The organism is Dorea amylophila (assembly GCF_025567265.1).
GTDB lineage: Bacteria > Bacillota > Clostridia > Lachnospirales > Lachnospiraceae > Dorea_A > Dorea_A amylophila.
Genome location: NZ_JAOQJW010000012.1, coordinates 79,721 through 94,062 on the forward strand (window position 1 = coordinate 79,721; position 14,342 = coordinate 94,062).

The window sequence follows — 14,342 nt, forward strand, 5'->3', positions numbered from 1 at the left end:
GTACCGATATATCACTTCAGCAATTCCGGAACAAGATTACTGTAATACGCTGTCTTGCCTGACAGCACATCGTCATAGAATCTCTGCTTCCAGTCAATGTATGCCACTGCCTTTTGCAGTTCAACAATGGATTGGAGCAAGGTTTCTTTTTTTTCCGCAAGAATCACCTTACGTTCTGGAATTGTGCCTTCGCCCTCCATGCACAAAGCAAGATATTGCTTCATCTCTGCAATGCTCATTCCACAGCTTTTCAGGCAGTTCAGACTCTGAATCCATTTGATGTCATGTTCGTCAAAGACACGATAATTTCGTCTGTCTCGCTTGACATTGGGGACCAATCCCTCGTTGCAGTAGAATTTCAGATTTTCATAGGTCATATTGGTGAGAGTACAAGCCTCTTTCATAGAATACACAAAAAAGCCTCCTGTTTTTGAAAAAAATCCTTGACCGGTAGTAACTACCGGCTGTTACGATAATATCACAGAATAAAATTTAATACAACAGGAGGTTTTTGTTATGGACTATATTACTTTGAGCAATGGTGTGAAAATGCCACAGTTGGGCTATGGTGTATTTCAGGTGCCACAGGAGGAATGCGAACGTTGCGTACTGGATGCACTAAAGGCCGGCTATCGTGCCATTGATACGGCACAAAGCTATTTTAATGAAGAGCAGGTCGGTGCAGCAATCGAAAAAACCGGTGTTGACCGTAAAGATATTTTCCTGACCACAAAGGTCTGGATCGAGCATTACGGCTATGAGAAAGCTAAAGCGTCGGTTTTAGACTCTATGGAAAAGCTACGTACAGATTATCTTGATCTTTGCCTGCTGCATCAGCCGTATTCGGATTATTACGGGGCATGGCGGGCACTGGAAGAACTATACGAAGAAGGAAAAATTCGTGCCATTGGTGTATCTAATTTTTATCCTGACCGTTTGGTGGATATTTGCTCCTTTTCCCGCATTAAACCGATGGTAAATCAGGTGGAGGTACATCCTTTCTATCAGCAGGAAGAGGCAAAGAAGTGGATGGACAAGTACAGCGTACAGATTGAGGCCTGGGCTCCGTTTGGCGAAGGCAGAGGGAATATGTTTCAGAATCCTGTGCTGAATGAAATCGGCAAAAAGTATGGTAAAAGTGCAGCACAGGTTATTCTCCGCTGGCATTTGCAACGAGGCGTAGTGGTGATTCCAAAGTCCACACATATTGAACGAATGCAGGAAAACCTGAATGTATTCGACTTTGCACTCTCTGCGGAGGATATGGCAAGAATTGCCGCACTGGACACGAAAATGAGTGCTTTCTTTTCCCACTATGACCCGGCTAAGGTGGAATGGTTTGCAAATATGGTGGAAGAACGCAAAAAGAACCATGACTGTACAAAAGAAAAAAAGGATTGGTAAGGGAGGAAAAGGTTAGCAACGAAAGTACGTAACATAAGCAGATAAATTCCAGTTTGTAGAATTCAAAAATTTAATATGAAATGTGAGATAGAGCGTATGGAAATAATCTATACGTTCTATTTTTTTGCCTTTTTTGAAAAAGTGATTAAAAAACTATTGACATTTTGTTACTGGTAGAAGCAGATGGTTATAAAAAGCTTTTGATAACTATGAGTGCAAAAACAGATAGCTGCGAAAATTTATTATGAGCTAATAGCAAAATTTGATATTTTGTGATATTGAGGGTATGGGGAATCGTAATCTCCATTAAGTTCGTCAGAGAATCATAATCCAGAAATGGGATTTTGAGTTACTCTAGGCGATACTTGCTTTAGAAAATGATTTGCCATAATGAGTTAGAATATGGGAGGAGGAAGCGTTAAAAAAAGAGAGAGCCATAAGCAACTCTCTCTGTGATAAAATCAAAAAGTTATAGTATCAGTGATTCGGTAAGATTACAAAAATCCTTAACAGGAATATTTTCTTTAAGTGGTAAAGCTGTCTCTAAAAAGGTTTCGTCTGCAAATCTTTCGAGTTCAGAATCAAAATATATAATTGAAGCATTTGTATTTAATTGGAATGGTGGAATTGTAACAAAATAATCATAATCTTCGTAAGAAGGAGTGGCGCAAGAAACTTTGATTTTTCCGCCCAATTTCAATTTTGCAAATTCTCCATAAATGGCAGTTAAGGCTTTTTTCCTTTCTTCATCAGAAGTAATTCTATCTACATATCTAATATACCAATAATCTATATTTCCCTCTTTTAATTCAATTAAATAATCGTATGATCTGGGCGTTCCAGATTTTATTGTCCATTCAACTTTATGCAGACTTGTCATCATGGAAAGTCCACGCATTAAGGTAGAAAAAAACTTTTCATGCACCTGAACAGTAGAGAGATCCAAAGAAAATCCATTGTCTGCAATTATCTTTTTTCGTTCCCGTATTTTTTTAGAAGAATATCCCGTTGCATCATATAATTCTTGGATAAGTTCTGGATCATCAATGGCTTTTGCAATTTTATCAATAGTGCTTTTATATGGTCTTCCAGATCGGGCACCGTTGAGCATTCGTGAAATGGTTGCATTATTTAAGCCTGTTTGTTCAGATAATTCTTTTTGTGTTTTTTTCTGTAAAATGATTTGAAGTATATTGATGAATCTTTCCTGATCGTAAACGCTGTCAGGATTTATTAGTGTGCCTGAATTTGATATAAATTCGTTCATTCAAATCTCCTCTTGATTTCTTTGACTTTGTATAAATTGACTTCTTGTATTTTATCTTATCAATTATATCCCTAAAAATCAATTTAAAACATAAAGAAATCAAAAAATACTTTATTGATATTCCCTTAAAAGTCAAAGAAATCAAAAACGTAATTGACATTTTGACGTCTTTGTGTATAATGTAAATCAAGAAGTCAAAGAAGTCAAACAAATCAAAAAGAAAGGAAGGAGGGCTGTGGATTGAAATATAGGGTTGTTTCGATTTTGAAAGATAATAGACCACGTTTTTTGATTATTTCTGATATTGAAGAAATTGAAATCCTTCCATCAAAGTATTTGAAGCATCTGGATCAGATTAATGCTTCTCCGAATACTGTAAAATCCGCAGCTTTCGCACTTTCATATTATTACAATTTTCTGCAGGAGCAAACGATAGGATTGGATGAGATTATATTGCTATCTTATTCAGAGCAGAATAAACATTTTATTGATTTCTTGTATTGGGTTAAGAGTGGAAAGCATACTGAGCATAATACACAGACGAGCAATAAGACCTGCAATATGTATCTTGGTGCAGTCTTCAGATACTACCAGTTTTTGGCACTGGAAGATGTTTTGCCAATGCTTAAAGCCTTACGAGTAAAAAAAGTATCGTATTTTGACAGTATGGGAGTAAATCATCAAAATGCAGTGAATTCGTTTAAAGGTTTCTTCAAAGAAGAAGAACCTAATCTGGAAGAAATAACATCCGAAGAAATACAGGAGCTGATAAATGCCTGTTCGAATGATAGAGATCGATTGCTGATAGCAATGATGGCAGAAACCGGTCTTAGATTAGGGGAAATTCTGGGAATCCATTATACCGAAGATATTGATTTTGAAAGAAGAACGGTTCGGGTAAGGTATCGTGAATACAATACCAACTTGGCAAGAGCAAAAAATGCAGAATATAGAATGGCTTTGTTAAGTAATACAACTTTTGAGTTCTTGGTTAAGTACATTTCTGATAACCGAAAAAGTCTGATGAACTCGGAGTATTTATTTACAAAATTGACTGGAAAAAACAAAGGAGAGCCATTAGATGCGGATTCTGTGTATAGCATGTTGAAAAGGCTATCCCAAAAAACGGATATCAATTCTCATCCGCATCAGCTCCGACACTATTTTGCGGAGGAAAGAAGAAAAGAAGGATGGGATTTGAATGACATTCGTTTTGCCCTGGGGCATAAGAAAGTTGAAACTACCATTAAATACTTGGGTGAAAATAATGAACGATTGATAGAAGCGACAGATCAATACTACTCAAATAATGAAGATTTATACCAAATTGCAGATTTTCTGTAAAAGGAAGGAGGGATTACCTTGGCAGTATTAAAAATTGTTCCGAAGTTATATCAGGAAAAAATATCCGAGAAATTAAAGGAAGAAATATCTTTAGTTACGAATGGAGAAGCAAAATACTATAACCGGTTATACAAATTTTTCCAGTATACAGATATACAGTGTACTGCAGATATTAACTATGAAACGAGAAAAATGTATATGGATTCTCTTGAAAAAGAGGATATTTCAGAAAAATATAAAGCGGAATTACTGAGCTTATTTGATCGTTTAAAAATAGAAAATATGCCGGATGTCTATTCACAAGGAAATCCCTTCTCTGTAGAACAGGAGTTTTTTAAGCAAGACAAATTGTTTTTGCTGTATGTCCCCAATAAGAAGAAAGCACACTCTTTTCGTCAGGTGGTCGATAAGAATGATTTGTTATGGGACTTAACGAGGATACATTCATCACAGTTGGTGCGACAGACAAAAATATTGCTGTGTGAAATTCTGAATATGGATAAGGTACAAAGACATCGAAGATATTTTTTAGAACCATTAAAAGCACTTATACGGTTTTGCGATAAGTACGGAATAGATGATATTGAAGAAATGGAACAGGCAGATGAAAACAGATTTTATCTGTATTTAAACAAAGAGTCGGAAATTATAAAAAAACAGGCTTCTAAGATTGTTGAGTTTGCGAGAAGAACGTTATTTCTAACAGATTCAGAGACAAATTGGCAAGCGTGTATCTGGTATATGGATAGGTTTCAGTTTGATAAATCGAGAATCAATGCCAGTTCACCTGTTAAAAGCCTTTCATTTATTAATATTTACGAAAAAGAAAATCGTTGGTATTTACAATTATACGCAAAATATTTGGTCGGGATATCTGATCTGTCTTTATCAAATATCCGAAATACAATAAGTTTTATTTCACAATTTTTAAAATATCTGGATGGACAGAGTAAGAAAGTAACTGAACTGGAGATGCAAGATATAGCGGATTATGTGTCTGCTTTGGATGAGTCCGATATTAAGTATTCCACTTTTAACCGATATATCACACATATGCATACATTTCTACAGTTTTTGAAAATGAAAAATATTGAAGTGTTGAAGTTTTATCCGGAACGATTTTTAAAAAAAGGTTTTTCGGAACACAATGAAAGAAGTGTTCCAGAAAAAACAATTGCTCATCTAATTAAGGAGCTGCCGGCATTCCCAGAGCATTTACAGTTGATGTATTTGATTTTGTTTTGCACAGGAATTAGGAAAAGCGAGGTTTGCACAATAAAATCGGGAGCCTTTTATTCACAAGGCAATGAGAATTGGATGCGCATATATCAAAGCAAAATGCGGAGAGAAAAAGTCATTCCTGTTCCTAGTTTATTGGTTGGACTGGTGAATGATTATGAAAAAAAGTATGGAATAAAAAATGGGGAGTATTTATTCAAAAATAAAAAGGGTGGTGCATTTAATGGACAGACATTTTCAAATCAGATGATTCGGGAGTGTAAGGTTCGTGGGATTGCCTGCGGAGATTATATCTTTAGAGCACACGATTACAGACATAACCTTGCAACTTCAATGTACGGAAATGGGGTTTCTATACAAGGGGTACGAGATTATCTAGGACATTCAAGTGAGAATATGACAAAACAGTACATTGATTTCATGCCGGAACGTATTGTATCGGCTGAAGATAAATATTTCTTTAAAAATCAGTCATTTAAATTGAAAGGAGCAGAAGATGATGAAAGGTAATATTAATTTGATTTCGTATGACTGTTATCAACAAGCTACAGAAAAACAGTTGGCAGGACTGAAATGGAAGGAAAACAGGGTGTACTACATATCAGAGATTCATAATGAAAAGATGCAGGATGAGATTTATGGGTATATCGATGATAGATGTAGACGTTTGTCATTATCAACAGTAGTAAATGATATTTACAGATTTGATCTGTTGAAAGAATTTCTGAATGAGAAGTGTACAAGTTGTAGCAGCATCACTGATAAAAAATGGGAAGAACTGGAGAGAAGTTATAAAGCATTTTTATATAAAAAAGGATTGGCGCTGTATGTTAGAAGAAATAGACCGGATAGGCGGAATGTTGAGCAACAAAGTAGCGCTCAGATTTCTTTTCTGAAAATGTATTATGAGTATGTTGTGAAGTGTAAAACAGCAGATATTCCAGAAAATGAAAAAGATGTATGGGATATGAGAAAGTTGGATATTGTGCCAAGGAGTAATCCGATTCGTGGAAGATATAGATTAGATTTTCGTGAGATCAGGCAGAAAGAATTTAAAGAGATAATAAAGAAAATATTGTATAGCCACTGCCAGACAAAAGCAATGGGTAGTATAAAAGGTGAATTGCGTGGATTCCGTCGGTTTGCTAGTTTCATGTATGATCGATTCCCAGAAGTAAAGCACTTTACAGAAATTAGCAGGGATATGATAGAAGATTATCTGGTTTATATAAAAACGGATACCGGTCTTACATCAGTCAGTTACACGACAGAGCTGTCGGTTTTGGATAATCTGTTGGATGAAATAGGGCGTGAACTGGAAATAGGAAATATATGCAACCTTTTTCTGTCCAGTGATTGCAGAGCATATGACAACGCTTTACCAGAAGCGTATTCAGATGCAGAAATCAGAAGATTTAATTGTGCATTAACAAAATTAAAGCCCCAGTTAGGCAGATGTTTAATAATACATCAGATGCTCGGTACAAGAATAGAGGATACGTTGACTTTGCGAAGGGATTGCTTATCTGAGAAATCTGGACATTATTTTATAACTATTATCCAGCAGAAAACAAGGAAATACAAAAGACCAGTTAGCGATCAGCTGGCAGAATTGATTAGAAAAGCAATAGAAGTTTCAGAAAAGGAGCATCCAGATTCAGAATATATTTTTCTGCAAGATAATGGAAAATTGTATACAGATTCAATGCTGAAATATCATGTAAATATCATGATTTATGAAAATGATATCAGGGATGATAATGGAAATTATTTTGAGTTTCGTACACATCGTTTTAGACATACTTTTGGAGTAAAACTTACAGAAATGAAATTAGATGATGATAGCATTGCAAGGCTGTTGGGGCATAAGGATACACGAACCATACCACATTATCGGCGGTTAAGAAACGAAGCATTAGCGGAGGATACAAAGGCTGTACGAGATGAAATGAATGAATTATTAGCACAATACAGGAGGGAAAAGGAAAATGCAGAAACACGATAAAATGGTAGCACTGGCAAAAGAAAAAAGTGCGGAAATGACGGAAACAGCAATAACAGCTATTGAAACAATGTATAGAAAAAATATAAAAATTTCAGTTGCTGAACTTACAAAACTAACAGGACTTTCTAGAGGTTTTTTCTATAATAATCCGAATGTGAAACAGGTCATGATGGAATTGAAGGAAAAACAACAGGGAATGATATTGCGAAATCCTAAAAGTGATGCTATTGCAAAAGCACAGGAAGCACGGATTAAGAGTTTAGAACAGAAATTATCCGATAGTGTTCCGAAAAACGAATATGAAAGTCTTCAGAAAAAATATGAAGAATTACAGGTGAAATATAGTCAAATGAAAAAGGGAACACTGTTGAAGATGTACGACCAATTATAGGAAGAAAAGGAGAATATTTTATGCAGAACGAAATTTATGATGAGAAAAATGGACTTACTTATATGTTATGTGGTGATTATTATTTGCCAGAATTGGCACTTACAGATATCGAACCAACTTATGGGAAATATGGGATGCTTCGTAAAAGCTATTTACAGGAACACAGAAAGGCAAAATATCAAATATTGTTGTTACAAGGAAAACTTGTCGAGCATTTGAATCAGATTGATGCAGAAGCAAGGGATAGAGAAGAACAATTAGTAAAACAGATGATGGAGAAAGAAGGAATTACAGAGGAATTAAAAAGGCAAGACAACATGGAATGGACAAGGAGGATGAATACCCTTTGTCATGATGCAGAAGAGATGATTTTGACGGAAATGATATACACGAAAGGATAATGAACTGTATTGGATAGCAAGAATTTTGCAGCCCGGATAGCAAAAAAGTGGAAGTCCGGATAGCAAAAAAATGGAAGTCCGGATGGCAAGATTCTTGCTGTCCGGAAAGATAAAAAAGGGAGGGATTAAAAATGTTGGTTAAGTACATAATAAAAGTGTTTTTATATTTAATTCTTGCAGTAATGACATTGATTCACTGGTTATTAAAAATTCCGATGATATTGGGAAATATTTTGCTTTACTTTTTATCAATTATATTTATTCTGACAGGTGTTTTGAGTTATGGATTTGCATTGGAATCTGCAAGAGAATGTGGTCGAATGATAATAATTGGGATGGCATTTGGTGCAATACCAGATTTTGTCCCATTTTTGGGAAAAAGTTTAGAGACATTGGTTGCAAAACTGTTGAGTATGACAAATGAATGAGAAAGTCGATATGAAAGAGGGCTGTGAAAGGCGCTCTTTTCTTTTTGCAACTGTGGAATGGCAAGATAATAACGTTATATACAGTGTATATTAAGTAAAGCTATTGTATTTCTGCATGATGGGAACATAGGGAGTCCATATAAAGGCCTTTAATACGGGGCATGACGGAAGCCTCAGCACCGGCCATGCAAACAGTCCGAAGGACATGCTAAGCCGTCTGGAAACGATGGTACTGATGGGAATGGATCTTCCCCTTCCTGCAATTCAGAGACAGATCGCCTCCGGTCTGGATATCATTGTACATCTCGGCCGTCTGAGAGATAAGACCAGAAAAGTCCTGGAAGTAACAGAAGTCCTGGGATACTGGGAGGAAGAAATCCACCTGCAGACGCTGTATTGCTTTGAAGAAGCATATAAGGAGGCGGTGAATGTAACAGAAGATGAAGAAAAAAGAAAAATCAGGATGGAAAGAAAAGTCAGCGGAGACTGGAAAAAAATTGCAGAACTTTGTCACCGAGAGAAGCTTATGGCAGCAGGATATCACATTTAAAGAACGTGGGGCAGCCGGGGGAAAGGCTGCCACACTCATTGGGATTACGGCATGGCTTTATTACCGGAAGATATGGGCTGTGCCGGCACTGATCCCGCTGGGGATATGGCTGTACAGAGAATTTCTGAAAGAAGAGAAAAAGAAAAAGGAACAGGAATTTCAGAAGCAGTTCCGCGAGATGATACAGTCTCTGTCGGCAGCACTGAACACAGGCTATTCGGTAGAAAATGCATTCTATGAAACGCAGAAAGAATTAAAAATTCTTTATCCTCCGGAGGCCCGGATTTCTAAGGAACTATTGGTTATTACGAGAAAATTGCGGATACATATTCCGGTTGAACAGGTGTTGGAGGAATTTGCAGAACAGGTTCTGTCGGAGGATGTAAAGAGTTTTGTAACCGTATTCGTAACGGCAAAGAAAAGCGGTGGGGACATGATCGGTATTATCCGTAATACAGCGAATCAGATCGGAGACAAGATAGAAGTGAAAAGAGAGATCGATACCATGCTCGCTGCAAAGAAATATGAATTTCAGATCATGTCGGTAGTGCCGTATGGAATTATCGGTTATATGTCACTTAGTTTTCCGGAATTCATGAATGAATTATATGGGAATATGGCAGGAATCGGGGTGATGACATTATGTCTTGGAATCTACGCAGGCGCTTATTATCTGGGAATAAGGATATTGAGAATCGACGTATAATGCGGGTGACTTGTGTACTGTTCATATCCGGAATATTACTGACCGGAGCAGATGCCGTTCGTTCTGTAAAGCAGCTACAACCGGCCATTGAGAGGAATGATTACGGAAAAGGGTCAAAGACGGAAGTCTTAGATGTAAAAGTCGGGAATACAAAGAAAAAAATAAGAACGGATATAGAAGTATCGGAACGTCGGTATACGACAGAAGAGATACAGGAACTGTTCGGAAGGATCATCCGGAGGATGGACAGGCTGATACTAAATGAAAACCAGACGCCGGATCATGTGGAGACAGACCTGAACCTGATCACAGAGATTCCGGGAGAACCGGTGACGGTCTCCTGGGAACTGGACAGGTATGATGTAATGAATGTTAAGGGCGAGATACAGGAGAAGAATATTGCAGAAAAGGGAACGCTTGTAAAACTGAATGCGGTACTTACTTATACGGAAAATGAAAAAGAACAGGCAGCTTATCAGTGCGTGGTCTGTGTATATCCTAAGAAGTTAAGCGGAGAGGAAGAGATAAAGAAAACAGTAACGGAAAATATGAAAAAGGCAGATGAAAAGCAGCGGGAACAGGAAACGCTGATTCTGCCGGAACGTCTGGGGAAAAATGAACTTCGTTATTATCATCCGTTTAATAACCGGGGAATGATTGTGCTCACAATGAGCATAATGATCGGAATATTGCTCTGCGCATTACAGAAACAGAATGAAAAAAAGGCACTGAAAGACAGAAAAAAACAGATGCTTAAGGACTATCCGGATATTATTAACAAACTGACATTGTATCTGGGAGCAGGTATGACGGTAAAGCGTGCCTGGAGAAAGGTAACCGAGGGCTATGCGAGAGAAAAAGAAGAAGGGAAAAAGAGGTACGCATATGAAGAAATGATACAGACCTGTCATGAGATGGACAGTGGTGTGACAGAATCGGAGAGCTATGAGAATTTCGGCAGACGGTGTGACGTTCAGGTTTATATAAGACTGGGGGCTTTGTTGTCACAGAATCTGCGGAAAGGAACAAAAGGATTGACAGAACTGTTAAAACTGGAATCCATACAGGCATTTGAAGAGCGGAAAGCACAGGCAAAAAGGCTTGGGGAAGAAGCCGGGACAAAGCTGCTGCTTCCAATGTTTCTTATGCTGGCGGTGGTACTGGTCATTGTGATAGTACCGGCATTTCTGACATTGCAGATATAGATGAAAAATAAAAGAAAAAGAAGAAAGGGGAATACAGTATGTGGAGAATTCGATATGCATTACAGGTATTAAAAGACGACCGGGGGATCGGGGTGGTAGAAGTGATCTTGATCCTGGTCGTACTGATCGGACTTGTGATCATCTTCAAATCACAGCTTACCAGTCTGGTGCAGACAATATTCGAAAAGATTACCAGCGAAAGTTCCGGAATTTAAGTGTGGTGAGCACCGGAAAGAAGGAGATGACGACAGGGTATGTAAGAGGAGAGGTAACGGTATATCTGACACTGACATTTATTCTGCTTGTCTCGCTTGTACTTGCGTTGACGGAAAGCGCATCCATCCAGATGGCAAAGAATTACAGAAGGGCAGATATGAACCGGGCAGTGGAGTGCGTATTTGCGGAATATCAAAAAGAACTTCTGGAACATTATGATGTATTTGCCATAGAGGCAGGATATGAAAGCGGGACATACAGTGAGCAGAATTTGTTAGACCGCCTGTCATATTACGGTGCTGATATGGAAAATGATATAAAGAGAATCCGGCTGTTCACAGATCAGAATGGGGAATTGTTCATGGATCAGGCCGGTAAATACATGAAACACAAATACGGGATCTCATGGGCAGACAAGTATCTTGGGAGTACTTCCATCTGGAAGAATCAGGAACGGCAGGCAGATGAAATTACCAGAGAAGAAAAAGCGCAGACAGATCATCTGGAGGAGCTTCTGAGCGGGCAGGAAATGGAACTTCCGGGCGAAGAGAATCCGTTGGAACATGTAGCAGGACTGAAGCAGGCACCGATTTTGAATCTGGTATTACCGAAAGAAACACAAGTATCAGAAAAACAGATTGTGTCAGAGGACATGCCGGAGAACCGAGAGAATCAGACCGGTCACGGAACATTTGAAGATGTGGAATCGGAAGGAGGAACACTGGATTCCGTATTGTTGGGCGGGTATATACAGGAACATTTTGCGGATTTTCTGGATGAACCGAAGGGTGGGAGCCTGGACTATGAAGTGGAATATATTCTGGCTGGCAGGCAAAGTGACCGGGAGAATCTGGAAGCGGTTGCGAACAAATTAGTGCTGCTGAGATTCGTGCCGAATTATCTGTATCTGCAGACCAACAGTACCAGACAGGCTGAGGCACGGGCAGCGGCAGGGACATTATGTACACTGCTTGCGGTACCGGCGGTTACAGAAGCTGCAGCGCAGGGAATTCTTCTGGCATGGGCATACGGGGAATCCGTGATGGATGTGAGAACATTGCTGAATGGAAAAAAGACTGCAGTTGTAAAAGATGATGCAAGCTGGCAGCTCTCATTATCCGGTCTTATGAAGCTTGGAACAGAGGAAGACACCGGCGACGGGGCGGATGTAGAAGGTGGTATGGACTACAAAGACTATGTGCGAATGTTGTTATTCCTGGAAGATAAAGGGAAATTAACAGTAAGAACCATGGGAGTGATCGAGAAGGATATGCAGACGATTTACAGCCAGCCGTCATTTCGGATCGATTACTGTGTCGGAAGAATGGAAGTGGACACGGTGTGTAAGCTGAGAAGAGGGATATCGTATAGATTTCAGACATATTACGGCTATCAGTAGTGCGTGTAAGAACAATAACATGAGGCGGATAAAGATGCCCTTTCAGGTATCGTTAGAAATCCCGGAAATATAAAAATAATAAAGAAAGGAGCAGGATTCGCAAAATGAGAAATAATTTATTCTCCCCCTCACAACCTATCAATCATTCAGTATCTGAAAGGGTATCTTTATCCGCCTCAACACGATTGGAAAAATTATTCCGTAATAAAAGAAAGGGAAGCGTTACCGTAGAGGCGGCAGCAACGGTACCGCTGTTTTTCCTGGCGGTTGTGACACTGCTGTACCTTCTGGAAATGATGGCAGTACATACTGCAGTCAGGAGCAGTCTGCAGTATGCAGGAAAACAGGCGGCAAAAGACACCTGTATCACACAGATACTGATGCCGTCAAAGGTAGAGCGTGATGTCGTCTATGCAATCGGAGAGACAAGGATGGAAAGAAGTATCATTGCAGGCGGCAGCAGTGGGATGGACTGTTCGGCATCAAGAATGTCTGTGCGCACTGGGATTGGAACATTGAACGCAGAATATCAGGTGAAAATTCCTGTGCCGGTATTCGGTATCAGACCGGTAAAATGCAGGGAAACCATGAAGATAAAAGCATGGAGCGGATATGAAAAAGAGGGATTATCCGATATGGGAAATGATACGGTCTATGTGACGGAGAACGGTCTTGTATATCACAAAGATTATCATTGTTCCTATCTGGATCTGTCGATCCGGATGACACATATGGGTACGGTGTCTGATCTTCGTAATGAAAGTGGCGGCAGATATTATCCATGTGAACATTGCATGAAAGGAAATGCAGGAACTATATACATTACAAATTTTGGAGACCGGTATCATAGTTCATTGTCATGCAGTGGATTAAAACGGACAATCTATGCGATACCGGTATCGGAGGCAGCGGGAAAGGGGGCATGTTCCAAATGTGGACGGTAAGCCGCATTGTGGCGATGGTCATACTGACAGGACTGTCGTTTATGGATTATAAGATCAGGAAAGTTCCGAGAGATGTACTGTTATTGTGTATGGCAGGAACGGTTCTATATCAGGCAGTTACACAGAATATAGACTGGATGGTATCGCTGGGAGGCGGGCTGATCGGTATGATATTTATAGGAATCAGTAAGATTACACGGGAAGCAATTGGATACGGGGACAGTCTGGCGATTCTGATACTTGGAATCTATCTGGGAGTATGGGGACTTCTGGAAGTTCTTGCGACTTCATTTTTTATTTTGGGGATTCTTGCTCTGGGATGCGTGACCCTGAGACGGAAGAAGAGTCTTGCATTCCCATTCTATCCGTTTCTGACAGTGGGCTATCTGTTTGGCGTATGTATCGGAGGACTGTGAGATGGAACGGATCATAAACATAGATAAGAAACATGCTCTGAACGGAAGCTTTACAGTGGAAATGTCCCTGCTGATGCCGATGATATTATTTCTTGTTATGGGGTGCGTCCTGGCATGTTTTTATTATCATGACAAGAATATTATTGCGGGAGCAGCATACGAGACTGCTGTTGTCGGAAGTACGAAAGCCAGAGAAAAGGACGGAATACAGGAAGCGGAATTAAAAGCCTTATTTCAGGAGCGGGTCGGGAAAAAGTGCATCCTCTTTCCGGGAGCCGTGGCGGTATGTTCCGTGAGCAAAGAAGAGATCCGTGTGTCGGCCGTGGCGAAAAGACGGAAGATGTCACTTGCGGTAGAAAGCAGGGCAGTGGTAACAGAACCGGAACGGTATATCCGGGATATCCGCAGGATAAAGAAATAAATGGGG

General features: G+C 39.3%; 16 protein-coding genes and 1 pseudogene. 15 read left to right on the forward strand and 2 right to left on the reverse strand.

What is annotated here, in order from left to right:
• Positions 1-11 precede the first annotated feature (11 nt).
• A complete protein-coding gene (locus OCV72_RS09040; RefSeq protein WP_207747255.1) occupies positions 12-404 on the reverse strand; it encodes a MerR family transcriptional regulator in 393 nt (130 codons plus the stop codon).
• Positions 405-516: 112 nt separating this feature from the next.
• Here OCV72_RS09040 and OCV72_RS09045 point away from each other — a divergent pair, with 112 nt between their 5' ends.
• A complete protein-coding gene (locus OCV72_RS09045; RefSeq protein WP_055151978.1) occupies positions 517-1,404 on the forward strand; it encodes an aldo/keto reductase in 888 nt (295 codons plus the stop codon).
• A gap of 469 nt (positions 1,405-1,873) precedes the next feature.
• On the opposite strand, the gene OCV72_RS09050 is transcribed toward OCV72_RS09045, so the two are convergent.
• Positions 1,874-2,671 (reverse strand): helix-turn-helix domain-containing protein, encoded by a 798-nt coding sequence (locus OCV72_RS09050; RefSeq protein ID WP_055151981.1) that lies wholly within the window; start codon positions 2,669-2,671, stop codon positions 1,874-1,876.
• Between the two features lie 240 nt (positions 2,672-2,911).
• Here OCV72_RS09050 and OCV72_RS09055 point away from each other — a divergent pair, with 240 nt between their 5' ends.
• From OCV72_RS09055 to OCV72_RS09120, 14 genes and pseudogenes are all read left to right on the forward strand, one after another.
• Complete coding sequence (locus OCV72_RS09055; RefSeq protein ID WP_055151984.1) at positions 2,912-4,015, forward strand: tyrosine-type recombinase/integrase; 1,104 nt, start codon at positions 2,912-2,914, stop codon at positions 4,013-4,015.
• 18 nt (positions 4,016-4,033) lie between these two features.
• Complete coding sequence (locus tag OCV72_RS09060) at positions 4,034-5,764, forward strand: tyrosine-type recombinase/integrase (RefSeq protein WP_055151987.1); 1,731 nt, start codon at positions 4,034-4,036, stop codon at positions 5,762-5,764.
• Positions 5,751-7,259: a tyrosine-type recombinase/integrase gene (locus tag OCV72_RS09065; protein WP_227218204.1), complete on the forward strand. Its 1,509-nt coding sequence runs from the start codon at positions 5,751-5,753 to the stop codon at positions 7,257-7,259. Before OCV72_RS09060 ends, OCV72_RS09065 begins: the two co-directional genes overlap by 14 nt.
• A gap of 1 nt (position 7,260) precedes the next feature.
• The gene (locus tag OCV72_RS09070) at positions 7,261-7,650 is read left to right on the forward strand and encodes a DUF6262 family protein (protein ID WP_227218205.1); all 390 of its coding nucleotides are present in this window, start codon (positions 7,261-7,263) and stop codon (positions 7,648-7,650) included.
• Positions 7,651-7,670: 20 nt separating this feature from the next.
• Entirely contained in the window at positions 7,671-8,051 is a 381-nt protein-coding gene (locus OCV72_RS09075) for a TnpV protein (protein ID WP_055151993.1), read from the forward strand.
• Between the two features lie 131 nt (positions 8,052-8,182).
• Complete coding sequence (locus OCV72_RS09080) at positions 8,183-8,479, forward strand: hypothetical protein (protein ID WP_055151996.1); 297 nt, start codon at positions 8,183-8,185, stop codon at positions 8,477-8,479.
• Positions 8,480-8,618: 139 nt separating this feature from the next.
• A pseudogene (locus OCV72_RS09085) lies at positions 8,619-9,029 on the forward strand (ATPase, T2SS/T4P/T4SS family); the annotation flags it as partial.
• Positions 8,977-9,735 (forward strand): type II secretion system F family protein, encoded by a 759-nt coding sequence (locus OCV72_RS09090; protein ID WP_070099627.1) that lies wholly within the window; start codon positions 8,977-8,979, stop codon positions 9,733-9,735. The pseudogene OCV72_RS09085 and the gene OCV72_RS09090, both read left to right, overlap by 53 nt.
• Positions 9,735-10,940, forward strand: coding sequence for a type II secretion system F family protein (locus OCV72_RS09095; RefSeq protein WP_155515223.1), 1,206 nt, complete (start codon positions 9,735-9,737; stop codon positions 10,938-10,940). Before OCV72_RS09090 ends, OCV72_RS09095 begins: the two co-directional genes overlap by 1 nt.
• Before the next feature lie 38 nt (positions 10,941-10,978).
• On the forward strand, positions 10,979-11,155 hold the full coding sequence (locus tag OCV72_RS09100; protein WP_006428847.1) for a Flp1 family type IVb pilin: 177 nt from the start codon (positions 10,979-10,981) through the stop codon (positions 11,153-11,155).
• Between the two features lie 5 nt (positions 11,156-11,160).
• Entirely contained in the window at positions 11,161-12,555 is a 1,395-nt protein-coding gene (locus OCV72_RS09105) for a DUF5702 domain-containing protein (protein ID WP_242859244.1), read from the forward strand.
• A gap of 104 nt (positions 12,556-12,659) precedes the next feature.
• Positions 12,660-13,499: a TadE/TadG family type IV pilus assembly protein gene (locus tag OCV72_RS09110; RefSeq protein WP_055283327.1), complete on the forward strand. Its 840-nt coding sequence runs from the start codon at positions 12,660-12,662 to the stop codon at positions 13,497-13,499.
• Positions 13,487-13,915: a prepilin peptidase gene (locus OCV72_RS09115; protein WP_055283329.1), complete on the forward strand. Its 429-nt coding sequence runs from the start codon at positions 13,487-13,489 to the stop codon at positions 13,913-13,915. The genes OCV72_RS09110 and OCV72_RS09115 overlap by 13 nt, the downstream gene beginning before the upstream one ends.
• Before the next feature lies 1 nt (position 13,916).
• On the forward strand, positions 13,917-14,336 hold the full coding sequence (locus tag OCV72_RS09120) for a TadE family protein (protein WP_055283331.1): 420 nt from the start codon (positions 13,917-13,919) through the stop codon (positions 14,334-14,336).
• The last annotated feature ends 6 nt before the right edge of the window (positions 14,337-14,342 follow it).